Here is a 19,021-nt window from a genome sequence, read left to right as displayed (position 1 = left end):
CGTGCGACCGGGGTTGCAGGCTCAATCGTCGCCATCGACGGGCGCGGGCGGACGCGACCGCCCGAACCCGAGTACGCCACGGACCGACCAGTCAGCGTTGAACATCCGGTCCCAGACGACGAGGGCGGAGGGGATCACAAGCAGCGACGTGACGAAGGCGTACGCAACCGACAACGCTGTCAGGATACCGAACTGGCCGATTGCAGGGAACACGGCCAGCCCGAGCACACCGATTCCGAACGTCGTGGTGAGCATACTGCCGAGCAGCGCGCCGCCGGTCCCGCGAACAGTCCGGTCCAGTGCCGTTTCGAGGTCGTTTTCGTCGAACTCGTCGGCGAACCGGTGGGTGACGTGGACCGAGTAGTCGACCCCCAGCCCGATAGTTATCGCCAGCATTGTGGCTGTGAGCGCGTTGAACGGGATACTGAGCACCCGCATCGTCCCGCCGAGCCACGCCACCGTGACGACGACGGGGATGATGTTCACGAGGCCAAGCGACGGCCGCCCCTCAAGCATATTGTAGATGAGGATGAGGAACACCGACGCTCCGACGAGCGCAATCGCCAGTGACTGGATCGCAGACTCCAGAATGAGGTCCGAGACGGCCTGGAACACGACGACTGAGCCGGTTGCTGTCGCCTCATATCGGAAGTCGTCGGCAACGTTTCTCGTATCAGCGGTCACCTCTGCGTCGGTCGCGTCCGATTCAACCGTGTAGACGACACGTGCGCTCCGGTAGTCCTCGGTGATGTACTGCAACGCCGTACTACGGGCCGGCGAGTCGAGCAGATACTCGTAGATCTCTTCGAGGTTATCGTCCGGGACCCCGTTGTCGTTCCGGTCGTTGCGCTCGACCATCCGACGGAACTCGGGGTCGTCCTCCGCGTGGTCCTGGATGACCGTCACGATAGATGTCGAGTCGGCGCGACCGTCCTCGCGGATGAACGAGTCCGGCGGGTTGTTCCCCGCCCGATACATCTGCTCGAGCGCCGCATCGTTCCGCATTGGCCCCTCTACGTACACCGTCGCCTGACTGGACTGGGTCGTGTCGAATCGCTCATCGAGGAAGTTCGTCACCTCCGTTACGGTGTATTCGCTCGGGGCGAACGGTTCCGGCAGGGCCTCGACGAAGTCCGGGTTCTCCTCGGGCGGCAGGAAGTCCTCCTGACTGAACGACGTCGAGACGCCGGTGGCGTAGTAGCTGGCACCGACCGTGGACACGAGGATGAGTACGAGGAAGATGATCGGGGTGCGGTTCGCGATGACGACGCCGCCGCGCAACACGTCACTGAGTGCGGAATCCTCTGCACCCAGCGGCGTCTCGCTGAACGTCGGGATGGGGTAGCGCTGGCGGAGTCGGTCCAGCTCCACCTTCGCGGCGGGAAGGAACACCCCGAAGATGAGGAACGTGAAGGTGATGCCGACCGAGGCGACGTAGCCGAAGTCCTGAATCGGCGGCAGCGCGCTGGTGAGATTCGCGGCGAACCCGATGACCGTCGTCCCGGTAACGATGAAGAAGGCGACAAGCAGTTGATCGGTCGTGATTCGCATCGAGTCCTGTATCGACGCCCCGGTCTCGCGCTCCTCCCGATACCGGTTGACGGCGTGAATACCGAAGTCGATCCCGACCGCCAGCAACAGCGGCGGCACGGCGATGAGCATCTGCGAGAAGGGGATGCCGGCAAGCCCCATGAAGCCGAACGTCCAGACGACGGCCATAAACAGTGCGAGCAGGCCGAGCGCCATGTCCGCGAGGTCGCGGTAGGCAATCGTCAGGAAGAACAGAATGAACAGCACTGCTGCGGGCACGGTCAAGATGAGCGAGTCGCCGACGACGTTCGAGAACTCGTCTGCGACGATACCGCTGCCGAACAGGGTGATGCCACCGTGGTCAGCGCTGGAGACAGTGAACCCGGCCTGTTTCTGAATGCTCGTCAGCGGACTCGAACCGCCCTGGCCTGACCCGGAGGAGATTCCGGCCGGGACCTCGTGCGTGACGACCCCGATGGTCGCCGACGCCGAGGCGGCTTTGCGGTTGAAGTCCTTGCTCAGTAGCGATTCGAACCGTGGGTTCCGCTCAGCCGCGCGCCCGACGGCGGAATCGATCTCACCCGGCGTCGCCGATTCGACAGCATAGATCTGCTGTTCAGTCGTCGTCGCCTCCGGGTTTAGCTGTTGGGCGACAATACTGGCGGCGCTTGATGTCGATGTGACACGGAGTTCCCCGTGCTGTTCTAATCGATGCTGTGACTTTAACATCCGTAGCAGCGCCGGCTTCGAGAGCACGTTGTTCTCCTGCTGGATGAGCTGTGTGCTCCCTGTATCCGGGGAGAAGGTCGGCGAGAACTTGTCGTTGACCTCCTGCAGTGCCTCTTCCGCCGGAAGTCCGGTCGTAAACTGCGACGTTCCGGAGTTGGTCGAGACGCTCCCGAGGCCGGCGCTGAAGATCACCGTCACGACCAGGAAGGCGAGAACTACCTTCCGCGAATCGTGGACGATGCGGTCGTCAGCCCAGTCGATGTAGCGCTGGTAGTCCATGCGTTAGCGGAACCTGAAGTAGCCGCCGATGGCCAGGGCGGCCACGAGTGCGACGCCGATAATCGCCGTGAGCGGCGAGCCGCCACCGCCGGAGTTGGTCACGGAGATCGGGAGTCGGTAGGTGTCGGACACCGGCGTATCTCCGTCCGGCTCCTCGTACTGGAAGTCGACTGAGACGGGATAGCTTTTCGTCATCGCGGCACCGCTTGCGCTGATACCGAACTCGATGGTCGCCGACTCTCCTTGATCGAGGCTGTCGATGTACGCCTGGTCATCAGACACGGAGATCGGGGACTCGGCGAACAGCTTTGCCTCGATATCGGTCAGTCGCTCACCGGCGTCGTTGGTGATGGTCACTTCGAGCGTGCTGGACCCGCCAACGTCGACAGACGCGTTCGTCGTCTCGACGATGAACTCGTCGGCGCTGCCGTCGACGCTCTGTCGGATTTCGAGCGTGTCGCTCTCGCGTTTGTCGCCCTCGTTGTTGCGGTAGTTGGCGACGAAGTCGAACTGTCGCGGACCGGCGTTCGCGTTGTCAGATACGTCGGCATCGAACGAGACCGTCGCTGACTCGCCCGGTTCGAGGTTGCCGACCGCGTACTGGGTTTCCTTCGGTGAGATGTTGTCGTGGTCGCTCGCCCAGTTCAGGACGACGTTGCGAACCGTCTGGTCGCCGGTGTTGGTCAGCGACGCTTCGATGGTCCCGTCATCGCCCGCCTGGAGGGTCGACTCAACGTCCCCCAACTCGAAAGACTGCTCTGGCTCCGGCCGGATTCCGAGTGCAATCCCGTCGTCAGCACCGGCATCGCCCTCCGGGTCTGTGTAGCCGACCGTGGCGGAAATCGCGTACCCTCTGACGGACGCGTCTTCGCTCGCGGACGCGTCAACGCTGACGGTGCGGGTCTCACCGGGTTCCCACGTCCCGATGTACTGCTCGGCGGAATCGGACTCGCCGAACGCGATTTCGCTGCTCTGTGAGCGCAGGGAGACCGTGGCATCTCTGACAGCTACTGGCCCGTCGTTGTGGAGCGTGACGTTGTACGTCCCCGAATCGCCGACGGCCACGTCACTGTCGACTCCCCGAACGCTGAACGTTTGCTCCGGGTCAGGGGTAATACCGAGCGAGGAGGCGGTCGTGCTCTTTCGCACCCCATCCGTGTCGTCGAAGTCGACCTGGAGGTCGAACTGGTACGGTTCGGCCCTGGCGTCACTGCTTGTACCGACGCGGTACCGGAGGGTACGCTGCTCACCGGCCTCCCAGGTGTCGATGAACCGGGAGCTGCTGGTGTCACTTCCGACTGTGAGTTCGGGGTTCATCGACTCCAGCGTCACCGAGGCTTCCCGAGCCGGTTTGTCGCCGGTGTTCTCGACGGTGACTGCGACCGTCCCGGTCGATCCGACGCGCGCGCCGGAGTCGACGTTTACTACATCAAAGGCCGCGTCGTCGTCGATATCGAGTTCAAGCTCTATCCGTTCAGTAGTGCTCTTTTCGTCGCGCGAGCCGTCAGCCTCGGAAATGTAGCTCGTGTACTCGTACTCGACGATGACAGGCACAGTGTAGCTCCCGGGGCTGGCGTCGTCAGCGACGCTGATATCGAAGGAAATGGGTTGTGTCTTCCCTTCCGGGACGGACCCCACGGCCTGTTTGTTCGTCGTCACCGTAATCGGGGCATCTCCGTCGTTGACTTTGACTGTGGTCCCGCGGGCGGTCGTGACCTCGCTGGTCTGGATACCCTGGGTCGAGGACCCGGAGTCGACCGTCCCGCTGTTGACGAGCACGACGTCGAGTGTCGTTTCCTCGCCGGGCGCGACGGTGTTATCGACAAACGTCGCGTCGAAATCCGGGCTCCCGGTCACGGCAGCAATCGCCGTCCCGGAGGCCATGAGCAATGCGACAACAGTCAGCGTCAGTAATGTTCGTGATTTCATGCGTAGGGACACTTCGGGCATTCCATGGATCGGGTCTGTTCGGAACGGATCGTCACAGAGAACTCGGGGTACCAACCCACATACCTCTGCGCAGACTACCGTCCGAACCGTGTACATCGAACGAACGTTCGGTCGCCTATCAACGTTGTGGTTCGGTGACAGTGGGAAGGTATTTACAGCCCGAACGAATATTCGGTCGGGATGAGTGATGGAATTCCGTTCGCCGGGGAGCCAGCAGACTCGCACGAGGCGATAATGCGAGCGACGTTCCGTGCCCTCCGGCAATACGGGTACGCCGGACTTTCGATACAGCGAATCGCGGACGAGGCCGACCTCAGCAAGTCGACGTTCTATCACCACTTCGATGGCAAGGAGGACCTGCTGCTGTCGTTTCAGGAGTTCATCCTCGCGGAGTTTAACCGCATCTTCCAGCTGGAATCGACTGGCGACCCCGAACAGGACATCAAGACGTTTGTCAGCCTGATTCTCGACGACTTCCCCGACTGCGTCGAGACGCCGGACAAGAACGCGGTGCTCGGCTCGTATGTCGAGATGCGCGCCCAGGCGGTCCAGAACCCGGACTTCCGCGAGAAGTTCACTGAGACGGACAAACTGTTCGCCCAGCAGTTCGCACAGATCATCGAGGACGGCATCGAACAAGGGGTCTTCGCCGATGTCGACCCCGAAACGGTTTCGCAGTTCATGATCACGATACTCGATGGCGTGATCCTCCAGAACGCAACGCGAAACGACGACCCTGTCTCCGACGTGCGGGACACCATCGACGAGTACATCGAAGAGACGCTGATTCTCGACACCTAGCTTCGGCTGATAGACTGGTACGTCTGTTTCAGCTCTTCGAAATCATCGTTCTCGGCTTTCAGTACCCACTCTAGCTCTCTGGCTCGTTCCTTCAGCTTGGTGTACTCGGCGCTCGATTCCAGTTGTGACGCGGATTTTTCGCGCTCCAGCACGGAGAGCTTCGAGGAGATCCGGAAGTATTCGTCGAGCCTGTCATCTTCGTCGGATCTGTCGAGGTGCTGGTCGAGCGTCGACAGGAGCGTCGACTGGTCAACCGGCTTCTGGAGGTAGTCGTCGAAGGGCATCTCCAGAATGTTCAGGTCGGCGTCGACTGCGGTCAGCATGATGATGATGCCGTCGTACCCCCGCTCGCGCAACCGCGAAAGCACGTCGTCACCGTGCACGTCGGGCATTCGCCGGTCGAGTAACACAGCGTCGAACTCCGGGCCGGCAGCGTCGAGTGCCGCCTGGCCACTGTACGCGACAGTGGTTTCGTAGCGCTCGCCGAGTTTCAGGGCCTGTGTGTCGGCGACGTCGTGCTCGTCGTCGACGACGAGTACCCGCGGCGGACCGCCTGTAGTTCTGGACACAGTGTTGGGCATCTCTAGGGCTGGCGACTGTATATGTTTTATCGGCGGCCCGCTCTCGAAAAGCGTTAACCGATGGCCCATAGAGTGTATACCGATGAGCAAGTCGTCGGCGGGCACAGGCGGCCGACACCGCCTCGGGAGCCTCGCGGCCGTGATCGGTTGGATAGGGGCAGGAGCGGTCGTGCTCGCCACCGTCGCGCTGGTGGTGCAGTCGGTGGTCTCGCCGGGGCTCTCGGAACAGGTCACCGTCGGTCTCGGCCTGGCGCTCGGCGGCGGGTTGGGCGGCGTCTCGTATCTCCTGGTGACTGATTCGCCCGGCGAGACGACCGACGAGACGGTGACCGCCTCGGCAGATACCGACCACATATCGGAGCCACAGCCCATTGACCTCTTCGACGGGCACCCGGATCCGGTGCTGTACTTCGTCGACGAGGGGCACGGCCCGGTCGTGCGTGCGGCCAACGAGGCGTTCGGGACCACGTTCGACGTGCCGTCCGACCGGCTCGACGGGACGGCGCTCTCCGAGGCGCTGCTCGTGGCCGGCATCGACGAAGTCGACGCCGAGACGGTCAGCACAGCCGACCTCGATGTCGTGGCCCTCTCGACGGCACATGACGGGCCGAGGCAGTTCCGGTTACGGACGGCCGGTGCCCAATCGACCGGCTACCTCCTGCTCACACCGCTGGGAACGGCGGCCGACTGAGCGGCCGACCGTCGCCCCTGGCTCGGCGGCGTAACGGAACTTTAAAGATTCCATCCCGGCGAAATCCTGGATAGGAATGCTCGCGTCACCGCTGCAACTCATCGATAGTTTCCTACTGAACTACACCATCGGTGATGTCCTGCTACTCGGCTTTGTCGGTGGGCTCGTCGCAATTCTCCCGCAACGGTCGCTCCGAATGCTGGGGCTACACACGATTGCGCTGGGCGCGCTGCTCGTGATTACGCCGGCGTCGGCGATGGAACCAAACAGTGCGAGCGTCCTCGCGTCGTCGTTCCAGTACAAACTGTTCGGACTGGTGCTGCTCGTCCTCGCACCGGTGCTGTACGCCGTCGGTCGGCGTTAGGCTAGCTTGTCCAGTGCGGTGAAGAAGTCCAGGGGCGGACCGGCGAGCCGGACCGGTTCGCTCGCACGCGAGACCGTTATTCGCTCCGGCGGAACCACGTCTTTTCGAACCCGACCGTCGCTGACGACGACACCGCTGTCGGCGTCCGTGAGTTCGACGGCGATTTCGCTGTCAACGTCGACGACCAGCGGCGGCGTCCCCGTTTCGTCTGCCATCCCCGTGATGATGAGACCGGCCACGTCGGGGTGGACGAGCGGGCCGCGTTCGCTGAGGTTGTACGCTGTTGAGCCGGTGGGTGTCGCCACGAGGACGCCGTCGGCGTGGCCGGACGTGTACAGGGAGTCGTCGACGTACACGTCGACCGTCGCTCCGCCGCCGTGACCGCGGCGCTCGCCCTGGACGACGATCTCGTTTAGCGCCGGCGAGAGCTCCCAGTCGTCGCCGCTGGCCTGGAGTCGCGGCTTGGCCCGCGTTCTGGCGCTGCCGGTCTTCTGGATGTGTTCGACCTCCGCGACGACCGTCTCGACGGCTTCCTCGGGTGCGATAGCGTTCAGAAAGCCGACTTCACCGAGGTTGACCCCCAGTATCGGCGTCGACCCCGCGCCGCGGGCCGCGTACAGAAACGTCCCGTCGCCGCCGATGCTCACGACGAGATCACAGGCGGACATTTCATCGACCGGGGCCGAATCGGGCACGGCGGCCTCCCACGCGTCGTGGTCTCCCAGCGCCCCGGCGGTCGTTTCGTCGACGACGACGGCCGCCGACGTGGCGCGCAGTCGGTCACACAGTGTACTCGCAAGCGACATGGCCCGGTCGTTGTCCCGCTGCGCGACGATACCGACAGTCATTACCCGGACGTTCCGGCCGGCCGTATATAAACCCTCTACGACGGCAATTATATCAGTCCCGACGCGTATCCCCTTCCATGGGCCGTTCGTGTAGCTGGTGGTCGTGTGTATGAGCGGGGACGACGGGTCCGACGACGACTGGTTCGAAAGTGCGCTGGACGACGAAGACGGCGACGACGGACCGGCGGACACCCCGGCGGCACCGTCCGAGAGCGAGGCCGAGGAATCGGCGTCCGCGGACACAGGGCCGTTCGACGCCGACAGCGACGACGGACAATCCAAGCGCAGTGGTGGCGGCAGCCCCTTCGACGACGATGGGGACACTCCCTTCAGCGAGGAGAGTGACAGCAGCCCGTTCGACGACAGCGGCGATGACCCCTTCAGCAGCGGGGGAAGTGGGGCCCCCGATGCCGACGCTGAGTCCCCCGACGACGGCGGCGGTGGACTCTTCGACGACGACTTCGCCACCGCGTTCGAGTCCGCCGGCAGCGGTGACGGTGCCGGCGATAGCGACTTCGAGGAGGAGTTCGAATCCGACATCCCGCGGGTCGACATCGGTATCGAGGGCCTCGACCAGATGATTCAAGGCGGGATTCCACAACGCCATCTCATCGTCACCATCGGCTCGGCCGGCACCGGGAAGACGACGTTCGGGCTGCAGTTCCTCCACCACGGCCTCCGGAACGGCGAGAACGCGGTGTTTCTGACCCTCGAACAGTCTCACGATGCGATACTGGACACTGCCAGTGAACGCGGCTGGGGGTTCGAGGAGTACGAGGAACAGGGCCAGCTAGCGATTGTCGACCTCGACCCGGTCGAGATGGCGAACAGCCTCGACAACATCCGGGGCGAACTCCCGGCGCTCATCGAGAAGTTCGGTGCCGACCGGCTGGTGCTCGACTCCGTCTCGCTGCTCGAGATGATGTACGACGACCAGTCCCGTAGACGCACTGAAGTGTTCGATTTCACCCGGTCGCTGAAACAGGCCGGCGTGACGACGATGCTCGTCTCCGAGGCCAACGAGAACAACCCCTTCGCGTCCAGACACGGTATCATCGAATACCTGACTGACGCGGTGTTCATCCTTCAGTACGTCCGGTCGGACACCGGCGAGACGCGACTCGCCGTCGAGATTCAGAAGATACGGAACGCGAACCACTCGCGGGAGACGAAACCCTACGAGATAACGAACGACGGCATCTCGGTTTACCAGCAGGCCAACATCTTCTAAACTGTTGCCGTCCCGACCGATTCCGATTCTTCCCGCTCGTCGAGTGCAGCGTTGTAGCCGCCGGCCCAGAGGTCCGTCGCAACGACCAGCACGTAGAAGGTGGCAAACGGGCTGAGAACCACGGCGATGAGTGAGCCGATGAACGGGATGACGTTGAGCAAGTTCACCACGACGTTGGCGGCGATGAACAGGGCAATCGAGACCAGCCACGGCGTCGCGTACTCCGGGGACATGACTAACTTCCGTAGCGTCTCGAAATCGAACCCGGCACCGAACTCGCCGGTACAGGCGAAGTGGATGACGGCCGCCGTCGCCACGTAGCCAAACACCAGCGACAGGACGAACGAGATCGCCAACCCGCCGAACAGGCCGGCCAGGCCGGCACCCGCCCCGGCGCGGGTCCCGGTCGCCATCGCGAACAGGCTGCCGCCGACGGTCACTCCGAACACGACGAGCGGGACGAGCATGTACACGATGCCGATGATCCAGGCTTTGACGCCGTCAACGAACAGCTCGCCCCAGTCCTCGAACGCCGGTGGCTGTGTCGCCCCTTCGGCCCGCTCGCGGACTGCCTGGACGAGATAGCCGTACACGAGGATGCCGGGCACGACGAGGAACGAGAGGAGGCTGAGGACGCCGCCGATGAGGACGGTCACGGTCCAGTCGTCGTCTTCCATGGGGTACGTGAGTGCATCGTCTATCGAATCCATGTTCATTGATCACATTCCTCACAGTTAGTTACAGACACCTTGCCGGGCTATTCGCTCGGCTTACCGGCGGGCAGCGATGTGTCGACTCCCACGCCTGTCTCATATCGTGTCGGCTTGCGGAACCAATAAATCACAACCGGGCGACAGGTGGGGTATGGTACTACTCGTGCCCTTCGACGGCTCGGCTCTGTCGCAAGCCGCGCTAAAGCGGGCGACGGAGTTCGCGGACTACCGCGACGAGGAGATAACCGCGCTGTCAGTTATCCCGGACGATGCGGCATACGCGCGGGAACACGGCTGGCTCGACGCGGACGAGGCGTTCGCTGTCGAGGCCCTTGCCGACCGCATGCGAGAGCAGGTCGAGTCGGTCGCCCCGACGGCGTCGTTCCGCTACGAGGTCCCGGAAGACGTGAGCTCGATGGCATCGACGACGACGGATATCACCCGGACTATCAGAGAAGTCGCTCACGAAGAGGGGGCCTCAATCGTGTTCATCGGCAGTGAGAACGCCGGACGGGTGTCGACACCGGTCTGTAGCGTCGGCTCACCGGTGTCCGAAGACCCCCAGTACGACGTCCATATCGTCCGGCACCCGTAGCCCTATCTGACGACGGTTACAGGGACGGACGCTCGTCTGACGACGATTTCGGCGACGCTGCCCAGCAGGATTCGGGACATACCCGAGCGACCGTGACTCCCCATGACGATCTGGTCGATGTCGTGGTCGTCCGCGTACTCCACGATAACTTTCGTCGGTCGGCCCACCTCGATGACGCGCTCGACGGACTCGACGCCGGCCTCGGTCACCGCCGCTTCAAGATCGTCGAGCAGGTCCTCCGATGTGGCCTTCTGTTTTTCGTACCACTCCTCGGAGAAAGAGGGGATCGATGCCTCCGCGCTGTAGCCGGCCTCTGCGGGGTTGATGACGTGCAAGAGAACGACCGTCGCGTCCGGATACTCCTCTGCTGCGAACTCACACGCTTCCGTTGCTTGGTCGGAGCTGTCGACCGGTACGAGGATTCGTTTTGCCATACGCCCCATTCCGTTGGGGTCGGTTTGAATCTTCGGCCCGCTGCAATCAACGAGCCGGCCTGCAGTCTGTCAGTCTCGCCCGTGACGGGTCACACACGTCGACAGGCCGATCAGTTCGACCGGCTCGGAGTTATCGGGCGAGTAGACGACCCGCTGGCCCTTCTCCATGTAGGGAACCTTCGATTCGAGGTTGCTCGGGATGTTCACGGCCGAGATGGCGTCCTCGTCCCCGAGATTGAGCACCATCGTCGTGTTGATCTGCTTGAACACCGGGTCGGCGATGTCTTGGGGGTCCTGCGTGATGAGATACAGGCCGAGGCGCTCCTTGCGGCCCTGTTTGGCGGCCTCGGTGAACTTCCCGATGACCTTGCGGCCCTGGACGCTGTCGGCGTCGGTGAGGAAGTTGTGGGCCTCGTCCATCCCGAGCACGAGCGGCGTCTCCTTGATGCGGTCGTAGTCCGGGTCGTTCGAGAGCTTCTGGTCGATGAGCAGGCTGGAGACGGCCAGCACGATGGTCGATGCGGTCCGGGAGTCCGTGATGTGATACGTCGGGATGACCGTCAGCCCGCCGTCGCGGACGAACTGCGATATCTGGTCGGTGATGGGGCGGGCGTCCTGGTCGAAGACTGCGCCGAAGCCCTGGACGCGGCGCTTGACGGCGTCGAACGTGGCCTCGTGGACGTCGCCCGCCTCGTCCAGTTCCTCCTTGAGCGCGGGGTCTCCGAGGAAGGTCCGGAAGTCGCTGTAGGTCCCGCTCTCGCCGTATTCGCGCTCGAACCGCGGGAGCAGTGTGTTCACCAGCGCGCCGTACTGGTTGTCGTTCAGGCTGGAGCCGGCGATGAGCCAGGGGTTGTCGTGGACCAGCGAGAACGGGATGGTGAACTCCACCTGCTCGGCGCGGTGGTGGCTGGCGTTGTAGTCGGCCCCGGCCACTTTCGGGACGAAGGCGATGGTGTCGTCGTGGCCGCCGTGGGCGACGCCCTCACGCTCGCAGCGGCGCTCGAACTCGTCGGTCATCGCGGGGTTGTCGTCGTGCATCTGGGCGTACTCGTCCTGGGGGTCGAACTGGACGACGGCGAGTTCGGGCGTGCGGCCGTCGCCCATCTCGTAGGTCCGGCCGAGATACTGCCGCAGGACGTTCTTCGAACTGTGGGTCTTCCCGGAGCCGGTCCCGCCGGCGACGAGGGTGTGCCGGAATACGAGCGGGTCGCCGGCGTCGTAGTCGTCTTTCAGCCGGTAGTCGATGGTCGGCGGCTCGGCGGCCGTCCGGACCTTTTCGCCGCCGACGGCGAGATGGCCCAGGAAGACGCCGTCCTCGGGAATCTTCAGGCCGGTCTTGATCTCGGATTTGTCGGTGGCCTCCCGGACGACGGTTTCGGGCTTAGGCACCCGGTCGGTCATCCGCCGCTTGAGTTCGCCGTCGTCTGAGTATAGCACGGCCACAGGTTCCAGTTCTGCGATAAACTTGAAATCCCGCTCGTCGATGCCCCGCTCGCGCATCGCCCGCCGGGCGTGGATTTCGGTCGCGTCGTCGGCGTGGAACTCCTGTGCGTACTCCAGGGCCTTGATGCGACAGAACAGGCGCTCACCTCCAGGATATGGGACGAGCAGATAGGTCCCGATGCGCAGGCGCGAGCGGTTCCGCGCGGTGACGTACGCCCGGAGGGCCGTTTCGTCCGCTTCCTCGCTGATTCGGAGGCCGTTCGCCGCCGAGAGGACACCGAGGCCGGTGTCTGTGCCGGCCGGTGTCACGTCCATATCTTCGAAGTCGTCGTCTGTCGGGTCGGTGCTCCCCGACGCGTCGACAGACCGGTCGCTGTCGTCGGTCGTCTCGGCCGACTGCGCGGCCTCGTCGTCGGCCGCCGCGTCGTCGCCGTCGAAATCAGTGAAATCCCCGAGGTCGGACATACCCCAGTCCAGGGTAGCCGGGGATTAACACCTTTCCCCAGCAGCCTGAATGTGAAACCTTACCCGGGTGGCTGTCAACGAACGCGTATGAAGCCGACGCGGCTAATGTCTTTTAATGTGCGGTACGACACCGCCGGGGATGGGGTAGACGGATGGCCCCACAGGCGGCGACTGGTGGCGGGGATAATCCAGTATCACAACCCCGATATTATCGGGGTCCAGGAAGCGATGGCCCACCAGCTCCGGGAGCTAGAGGTGTTGCTGGACGGCTACGAGTGGGTCGGTGATCCCCGCGACTCAGTCGACGCCGGCGGGGAACACACGGCCATCGGCTACCGGGCCGAGCGCTTCGACTGCGCGGCCACCAACACGTTCTGGCTCTCCGAACAGCCCGCCGAGCCGAGCAGCGTCGGCTGGGACGCCGCCTACCCCCGCGTGGCGACCTGGGCTCGCCTCCGTGACCGCGACACCGACGACGACCTGTTGTGTCTGAACACGCATCTGGACCACCAGGGGGCCGATGCGCGGGTCGAGGGCATCGAACTGGTGCTTGACCACCTCGATTCTATCGCCCGGGATGCTCCTGCAGTACTGATGGGTGACTTCAACTGTGTGGTCGGCGAGCCGGCCTACGAGCGGGCCGAGGGTCACGAACTCCCGGACGGCCGCAGGCTCGTCGACGCCCGCGACATAGCGACAGTCTCCCACGGTCCGACGACGAGCCGGACCGACTTCCACGACCTGCTCCCCGGGATGGGCATCGACCACGTGTTCGTCACCGAGGACGTGGCCGTCGACACCAGGGCCGTCATCGCCGACCGCGACGACGCCCACTACGGCTCCGACCACCTGCCCGTCGTGGTCGACTGTGAGTCCTGACCCGGGGGAGAATCTTTTGCCCTTGTGGCCCCTACGTCAAGCTATGTTGCTTATTCGGGGGACGGCAGGCGGGACGACGCTGACCGGGACGCTGTACGAACCAGGCGAGGAGCCGCCCGAGTTCAACGGCGCGCCGGACGAGGGGACGCCCTACGTCTGGGTCTGTGACGCCTTCTACGAGGTCGAGAGCGGTGGCCAGGTCCAGTCTATTGGCGACCGCGAGATCCGCATCGCCTTCGAGTCCCCGATGCCCCGCGGCTTCGAGACGCGCGACGCGGCAATCGATGCGGCCAAGGAACACGTCAGAACGCAGTTCGCCCGGCTCGGCGTGGCCGGCGAGACGGTCGACGTGACGGTTCAGCAGGCCGAGACGGCGTAGCCGCCACCGCCGCGGCTCGTCGGCGTCAGAACGATTCCTCGACGGCGCCCCACCGGATGTCGTTGTACTCCCGCTCCCGGTCGGTCTCGAACGTCCGCTCGATGCGGCGAGTGAGTTCCTCGCTGCCCTGCCGGTCGATTTTGGCGAGCTCGTCGGCCTTCCCGATAGCCAGCGGCGGCCCCTGTTCTCGGGCCACGTCGTGGAGTATCTGCCGGGTGAGCTTGGCCCGGCACTCCGGGTCCTTGGTGAAGGCATAGGGGGCCTCGACGCGGAACACGAGGTCCGAGCGCGGGTCGTAGAGAACGAAAAACGTCACCTCGTAGGCCTCGGGGTCGAGCGACCGCTCGATGCCCAGCGCGTCACCGTCGGCGGCCATGATGCCGTCGGTGCCGCCCCGCGAGCGGAACCAGTTCGTCGCGGTGAGACAGTCGGTCTGCCGCTCACCATCGTCGTCGCGACGCTCCAGGATTCGGCGGAAGAAGGCGGTGTCGTTCACCCACGGCGCGTTGGTCTTGCGCCGGAGCGCCCGCGTGAGCGCCTTCGTCGAGGAGTTCTTGATGAACCCGACCAGCGGCACGTCCCGCTCGACGAACCGTTCGACGAGGTCGACGTAGTTGTTCACCACCGTCTTGGGCCGGTCGTCCTCCGCGAGCAGGTCGGCCAGTTCGGTGTCGCGGTCGGCCCAGCGGAGCACGCCGGTCGGGTAGATCGGCCCGTCGAGGATGAACAGGTCCTCGACCACGTCGGCGTTGGTCAGCGCGTGCTGGCTCTCGGCGAGGTACAGCGCCAGCGCGTGGACGACCCGCTGCTCGTAGCGGTCGACCTGTGGCACGTCGAGGACGCGTCGCTTGGCGTAGCCGCGGTCCCCGCCCTGCCACTCGCCGTCGAACCCAAGCGTCGCGTCGTTCGAGTGGACGGCCATGATAATCGTTCGGCCGCGGTGGAGTTCGACGTCCGAGGGGACGCTGCCCATCGCTGCTTGGGCCACGTCCAGAACCAGTCCGTTCTTGAACGTCGTCGGATTGATCGTGCCCGAATCCAGGCCGTGCTGGGTCGGAAACGGCGGGTCCGCCAGCGCGATGTCCTCGATGGGGACCTTCCGGCGGCGCTGCTCGCCCAGCGGCTCCAGAATCTCCGTCCCGTCCTGCCACAGCGGGTCGAGGAAACTCTCCCACACCTCCTCGGCGGCCGCCTCCTGGTCGCTCGTCTCGACGGTCTCGCGCACCTGCCCGGCGAGCTTGGCGATCCCGTCGACGTGGACCGGGTCCAGCGTCATGCCCGTGCGTTCGCGGGCACGGGCATAACCCTTTGGTCACCCGCCGATTCGACGCTCACTCCTTACCGGACTCCTCGCGGAGGAGGCGCTCGATAGCCTCGGCGATTTCCTCGTAGGACTGCATCGTCAGGCCGTCCGTGGTGATGAGCACGCCCTGGCGTTCGGTCGTCGCCCGGAGGAGGTAGCCGTTTGAGAACGCGCGGACGGTGAAACGGTAGTCCCCCAGTTCGGACTCCTGGTAGGCGTTTTTCGTCTGTTTGTACCCCTGCCACTCGTGGCCGACGAAGTCGTTGAGGTCGGCGTCCTGTTCGAGATCCTCCCGCAGGTAGAGTTGCTCGAAGTTCGCACGTGTGAAATACGTCACTGACCGGAGCGAGTCGCCCGTCGCCGTCCGGGCTGTCGTGACGATTGCGTCGGCCAGATCGTCCGAGAGAATGTTCCGAGTCATGCCCGACCGAAGGCGGGCCACCCTCTTAATTTCGGGGTTCTCAGTATCGGCACCGATAGCGGGGTAGCGACATGGAGTACCAACACCAGAACCGCCGGATTCCGCATTATCGACCGTGGCGTTCGGGTCTGACCGACAGTGTATTAGGCCGGTCGCGTGACTCTCCGGACATGAACGTCGGACTCATCATTTTGGACGGGTGGGGCCTGAACCCGGACGACGATGTCCGGGATGCCGTCGCCGCCGCCGACACGCCGAACTTCGACCGGTACTGGGACGCGGGCGCGACGTCGACGCTTGCCACCCACGGCCGCCGGGTCGGCCTCCCGGAGGGCCAGATGGGCAACTCCGAGGTCGGCCACCTCAACATCGGGGCCGGCCGCGTCGTCAAGCAGGACTCCGCCCGCGTCAGCGACAGTATCGCGCGCTCCCGGGGCGAGTCGCCGCCCGACGACGCCGCACAGGACCCGCCCTTCTTCGAGAACGAGACGGTTCTGTCGGCCTTCGAGCACGCCGAGGAACACGGCGGCCGGGTCCACTTCATGGGTCTCGTTTCGGACGGCGGCGTCCACTCCTATCAGGACCACCTCCACGCGCTCATCGAACTCGCCGGCGAGCGCGGGACCGACGCCGTCTCGCACGCTTTCACCGACGGCCGAGACACCTCGCCGACCGGCGGCGAGGACTACCTCGCGGACCTACAAGCCCACGCCGAGGAACACGGAACCGGGCACGTCGCCACTGTCTGCGGTCGGTACTACGCGATGGACCGCGACCAGAACTGGGAGCGGACCCGCCGGGCCTACGACGCCATTGTGCACCGCGAGGGCGACCACCACGCGGATGACGCTGTCACGGCGGCCACCGAGTCCTACGCCCGCGACACCACGGACGAGTTCATTGAGCCGACGACCGTCGGCGACCACGCCGGTCTCGAAGACGGCGACGCGGTCATCTTCTTCAACTTCCGCTCGGACCGCGCCCGGCAACTCACCCGGATGCTCGGCGATATCCGCCCGGACGACTGGGCGGCCGACACCGAACCGCCGGACATCCGACTGGTGACGATGACGCAGTACGACGAGACGTTCGACCTGCCGGTCGCCTTCCCGCCGAACCAGCCCGAGGACGTGCTCGGCGAGGTGCTTTCTGAAGCCGGGAAGACCCAGATCCGGCTGGCCGAGACGGAGAAGTACCCCCACGTGACGTACTTCCTGAACGGCGGCCGCGAGGTGGCCTTCGAGGGCGAGAGCCGCGAGATCGTCGACAGCCCCGACGTGGCGACCTACGACCTGCAACCGGAGATGAGCGCGCCGGAACTGGCCGACACCGCTATCGAGTTCGTCGAGACCGAGGACCCCGACGCGCTGGTCCTGAACTTCGCCAATCCCGATATGGTCGGCCACACCGGCGACTTTGAGGCGGCGGTGACCGCCGTCGAAGCCGTCGACGAACAGCTCGGCCGGCTGGTCGCGGCGATTGGGGCCGCCGGCGGCCACGCGCTCATCTGTGCCGACCACGGCAACGCCGACGACATGGGCACCGAAGACGATCCGCACACGGCCCACACGACCAACCCCGTCCCGTTCATCTACCTCTCAGCCGACGGGACCGCCAGTGGCCGGACCGCCCGCGACGGCGGGACGCTGGCCGACCTCGCGCCGACGATGCTCATGCTCATGGGCATCGACCAGCCGGAGGCGATGACCGGCACGCCGTTGGTCGAATAGCGGGCGACGCGATCACGTTATTCTTCCAGTAACGAGAGATACGCCGGCGGCACGCGGTCAGTCGTGTACGTCTCGCTCCCGCGTTTGACGATTCGGTGGTCGTCGGCCTGCATCGCCGTGGCGTCGACGACGAACACGACGGGCTCGGTGGCGTGTCGACGCCCCACCTCGCGGGCCGCCGCGACAGATTCTGAAAGGTGGACCATCTGGCGGCCCATTGGTTTCAGTCCCGTTTCGCGTATCGACGCGACGTTTCGCGGTGCAGTTCCGTGATACAGCGTCGCCGGGACGGGGTCGTCGGTCGCATCCATGGTTACGTCGACAGAGTGCCCGTAGGCCGCCCGAACGCGGCCGCCAGCGGCTACCGTGCTTGACTCGTCGCCGACTCCAGTCCGCTCGAACCGCCCCTTCGGGTCCGTGGCGATGACGCCCGCCAGCGCCTCGCCGTCGGCCCAGTCGTACTTCCGCTCGACTGTGGAGCGGAGGGAATCGAACGCCGTCCACCCCGCTTCGTCTAATTCGATGCCTGCGTCTTCGGGGAAGTGCCTGAGCGCCCCGGAGACGAACTTCGAGAGCTGTTGCCGCCGTGCCCCGTCGAGAACATGGGCCCCCTCTCGGTCACAGATCGGACACGTGTCGCCCTCGAAAAAGCCGTCCTCGGGACAGCGACGGACCGCGTCTGGCATGGTCGGGGATGCGCCGCGACCATACAAAAACGTCACGTGGACGTGACGACGGCCCGCGTATTGACACGTATCCCAGACGCTCTCAACGGCGGCCACGGCATTGCTACCGGCGAAGACGGCCTGAACTCTCCGGCCCGCTGCCAGGATATCTTCAAGTAGATACAGTCATCAGTGAGCCATAGCGAAATGCCGTCCCCAACAGACCTCGAACTCGGCGGTGACCGGGCCGACGTGTATCGGTACGTGGAGCGGAACGGCCCCGTCGCGCCCGCCGAGGTGGCAGAGACCATCGGCGTCGACCCCGAGCGGTTCCAGCACCACGTCTCCATCCTCAAACGCGACGACCTCATCGAGACCACCGAGGACGGGAAGCTGACCGTGGCGCTCCACCACGGTGAGACGGCCGAACACTACGAGGCCGGCGTCAGCTACGAGATACGGCCTTCCCGGCCGTCGGACCTCTCCGGCGTCGTCGGCACGATACGCGACGTGACCAGCGAGGCACCGTACATCATCGCGGCCGGTGTCGCCGAGCAACTGGCCTACGAGGACACGCTCGTCCGCTGGGGCCCAAACCGCTGTCGCGTCGTGTTCGTCGCCACCGTCGACGACGATGTCGTCGGCTGGGTTCACGTCGCTATGTCCGAGGTGGACGAACTCGCGTCCACAGCTGAACTCACACTTGGAGTGATGCAGACGTACCGCCGCCACGGTATCGGGAGCCACTTGCTCCACCGCGGGGTCGAATGGGCCGCGAGCCGTGGCTGCCGGAAAGTGTACAACAGCCTGCCGGCCACGAACGAGCGGGCCATCGACTTCCTGAAGGAGACCGGCTGGACGGTCGAGGCTGTCCGCGATGGACACTACGAGATCGACGGCGAACTGGTCGACGAGGTGATGATGGCGCGCCGGCTGGACTGAGACGGACTGACGGCAAGGGCCACCCTTGTGAGCGGAGAACCCGGAGAT

At 64.7% G+C, this 19,021-nt stretch carries 19 protein-coding genes; 9 read left to right on the top strand and 10 right to left on the bottom strand.

Annotated features, from left to right (window positions below; all coding sequences use genetic code 11):
- Nucleotides 1-21 precede the first annotated feature (21 nt).
- Nucleotides 22-2,538 carry an efflux RND transporter permease subunit gene (locus ACOZ4H_RS15395; RefSeq protein WP_424330101.1) on the bottom strand — a complete coding sequence of 839 codons (2,517 nt, stop codon included), beginning with the start codon at nucleotides 2,536-2,538 and terminating at the stop codon, nucleotides 22-24.
- Nucleotides 2,539-2,541: 3 nt separating this feature from the next.
- Nucleotides 2,542-4,467, bottom strand: coding sequence for a COG1361 S-layer family protein (locus ACOZ4H_RS15390; protein WP_424330100.1), 1,926 nt, complete (start codon nucleotides 4,465-4,467; stop codon nucleotides 2,542-2,544).
- A 201-nt stretch (nucleotides 4,468-4,668) separates the two neighbouring features.
- Here ACOZ4H_RS15390 and ACOZ4H_RS15385 point away from each other — a divergent pair, with 201 nt between their 5' ends.
- Nucleotides 4,669-5,289, top strand: a complete 621-nt coding sequence (locus tag ACOZ4H_RS15385; protein ID WP_424330099.1) for a TetR/AcrR family transcriptional regulator — start codon at nucleotides 4,669-4,671, stop codon at nucleotides 5,287-5,289.
- Here ACOZ4H_RS15385 and ACOZ4H_RS15380 read toward each other — a convergent pair.
- Nucleotides 5,286-5,870, bottom strand: coding sequence for a response regulator (locus ACOZ4H_RS15380; RefSeq protein WP_424330098.1), 585 nt, complete (start codon nucleotides 5,868-5,870; stop codon nucleotides 5,286-5,288). The two genes, ACOZ4H_RS15385 and ACOZ4H_RS15380, sit on opposite strands and share 4 nt — an antisense overlap.
- An 82-nt stretch (nucleotides 5,871-5,952) precedes the next feature.
- Between ACOZ4H_RS15380 and ACOZ4H_RS15375 the strand changes: the two genes are divergently transcribed.
- Nucleotides 5,953-6,561, top strand: a complete 609-nt coding sequence (locus ACOZ4H_RS15375) for a hypothetical protein (RefSeq protein ID WP_424330097.1) — start codon at nucleotides 5,953-5,955, stop codon at nucleotides 6,559-6,561.
- Nucleotides 6,562-6,637: 76 nt separating this feature from the next.
- Nucleotides 6,638-6,925 (top strand): hypothetical protein, encoded by a 288-nt coding sequence (locus ACOZ4H_RS15370; RefSeq protein ID WP_004593774.1) that lies wholly within the window; start codon nucleotides 6,638-6,640, stop codon nucleotides 6,923-6,925.
- Here ACOZ4H_RS15370 and ACOZ4H_RS15365 read toward each other — a convergent pair.
- On the bottom strand, nucleotides 6,922-7,773 hold the full coding sequence (locus ACOZ4H_RS15365) for an NAD(+)/NADH kinase (protein WP_424330096.1): 852 nt from the start codon (nucleotides 7,771-7,773) through the stop codon (nucleotides 6,922-6,924). The two genes, ACOZ4H_RS15370 and ACOZ4H_RS15365, sit on opposite strands and share 4 nt — an antisense overlap.
- A 109-nt stretch (nucleotides 7,774-7,882) precedes the next feature.
- Here ACOZ4H_RS15365 and ACOZ4H_RS15360 point away from each other — a divergent pair, with 109 nt between their 5' ends.
- Entirely contained in the window at nucleotides 7,883-9,004 is a 1,122-nt protein-coding gene (locus ACOZ4H_RS15360) for a KaiC domain-containing protein (RefSeq protein WP_424330095.1), read from the top strand.
- Here ACOZ4H_RS15360 and ACOZ4H_RS15355 read toward each other — a convergent pair.
- Nucleotides 9,001-9,714 carry a DUF4013 domain-containing protein gene (locus ACOZ4H_RS15355; protein WP_424330094.1) on the bottom strand — a complete coding sequence of 238 codons (714 nt, stop codon included), beginning with the start codon at nucleotides 9,712-9,714 and terminating at the stop codon, nucleotides 9,001-9,003. The two genes, ACOZ4H_RS15360 and ACOZ4H_RS15355, sit on opposite strands and share 4 nt — an antisense overlap.
- Before the next feature lie 154 nt (nucleotides 9,715-9,868).
- Here ACOZ4H_RS15355 and ACOZ4H_RS15350 point away from each other — a divergent pair, with 154 nt between their 5' ends.
- Complete coding sequence (locus tag ACOZ4H_RS15350; RefSeq protein WP_424330093.1) at nucleotides 9,869-10,312, top strand: universal stress protein; 444 nt, start codon at nucleotides 9,869-9,871, stop codon at nucleotides 10,310-10,312.
- Nucleotides 10,313-10,314: 2 nt separating this feature from the next.
- Here the strand turns inward: ACOZ4H_RS15350 and ACOZ4H_RS15345 are convergent, their stop codons facing one another.
- Both ACOZ4H_RS15345 and ACOZ4H_RS15340 read right to left on the bottom strand, forming a co-directional pair.
- Complete coding sequence (locus ACOZ4H_RS15345; protein ID WP_424330092.1) at nucleotides 10,315-10,746, bottom strand: universal stress protein; 432 nt, start codon at nucleotides 10,744-10,746, stop codon at nucleotides 10,315-10,317.
- Between the two features lie 69 nt (nucleotides 10,747-10,815).
- On the bottom strand, nucleotides 10,816-12,654 hold the full coding sequence (locus tag ACOZ4H_RS15340; protein WP_424330091.1) for an ATP-binding protein: 1,839 nt from the start codon (nucleotides 12,652-12,654) through the stop codon (nucleotides 10,816-10,818).
- Nucleotides 12,655-12,741: 87 nt separating this feature from the next.
- On the opposite strand from ACOZ4H_RS15340, the gene ACOZ4H_RS15335 reads away from it, so the two are divergent.
- Both ACOZ4H_RS15335 and ACOZ4H_RS15330 read left to right on the top strand, forming a co-directional pair.
- Nucleotides 12,742-13,533 carry an endonuclease/exonuclease/phosphatase family protein gene (locus tag ACOZ4H_RS15335; protein ID WP_424330090.1) on the top strand — a complete coding sequence of 264 codons (792 nt, stop codon included), beginning with the start codon at nucleotides 12,742-12,744 and terminating at the stop codon, nucleotides 13,531-13,533.
- Nucleotides 13,534-13,576: 43 nt separating this feature from the next.
- Nucleotides 13,577-13,912 (top strand): DUF7113 family protein, encoded by a 336-nt coding sequence (locus ACOZ4H_RS15330; protein WP_424330089.1) that lies wholly within the window; start codon nucleotides 13,577-13,579, stop codon nucleotides 13,910-13,912.
- Between the two features lie 25 nt (nucleotides 13,913-13,937).
- On the opposite strand, the gene ACOZ4H_RS15325 is transcribed toward ACOZ4H_RS15330, so the two are convergent.
- Together ACOZ4H_RS15325 and ACOZ4H_RS15320 are read right to left on the bottom strand one after the other, a co-directional pair.
- Nucleotides 13,938-15,188: a DNA double-strand break repair nuclease NurA gene (locus ACOZ4H_RS15325; RefSeq protein ID WP_424330088.1), complete on the bottom strand. Its 1,251-nt coding sequence runs from the start codon at nucleotides 15,186-15,188 to the stop codon at nucleotides 13,938-13,940.
- 55 nt (nucleotides 15,189-15,243) lie between these two features.
- On the bottom strand, nucleotides 15,244-15,636 hold the full coding sequence (locus ACOZ4H_RS15320) for a DUF7522 family protein (protein WP_004593761.1): 393 nt from the start codon (nucleotides 15,634-15,636) through the stop codon (nucleotides 15,244-15,246).
- A gap of 170 nt (nucleotides 15,637-15,806) precedes the next feature.
- Between ACOZ4H_RS15320 and gpmI the strand changes: the two genes are divergently transcribed.
- Nucleotides 15,807-17,366 (top strand): 2,3-bisphosphoglycerate-independent phosphoglycerate mutase, encoded by a 1,560-nt coding sequence (gene gpmI / locus ACOZ4H_RS15315; RefSeq protein ID WP_424330087.1) that lies wholly within the window; start codon nucleotides 15,807-15,809, stop codon nucleotides 17,364-17,366.
- A gap of 17 nt (nucleotides 17,367-17,383) precedes the next feature.
- On the opposite strand, the gene ACOZ4H_RS15310 is transcribed toward gpmI, so the two are convergent.
- Nucleotides 17,384-18,052 carry an RNA 2'-phosphotransferase gene (locus ACOZ4H_RS15310; RefSeq protein ID WP_424330086.1) on the bottom strand — a complete coding sequence of 223 codons (669 nt, stop codon included), beginning with the start codon at nucleotides 18,050-18,052 and terminating at the stop codon, nucleotides 17,384-17,386.
- Nucleotides 18,053-18,238: 186 nt separating this feature from the next.
- Here ACOZ4H_RS15310 and ACOZ4H_RS15305 point away from each other — a divergent pair, with 186 nt between their 5' ends.
- Nucleotides 18,239-18,973, top strand: a complete 735-nt coding sequence (locus ACOZ4H_RS15305; protein WP_424330085.1) for a GNAT family N-acetyltransferase — start codon at nucleotides 18,239-18,241, stop codon at nucleotides 18,971-18,973.
- Nucleotides 18,974-19,021: the final 48 nt, after the last annotated feature.

It is taken from the genome of Haloarcula amylolytica (assembly GCF_049705545.1).
GTDB lineage: Archaea > Halobacteriota > Halobacteria > Halobacteriales > Haloarculaceae > Haloarcula > Haloarcula amylolytica_B.
This window is presented reverse-complemented; position numbering and strand designations above follow the sequence as displayed.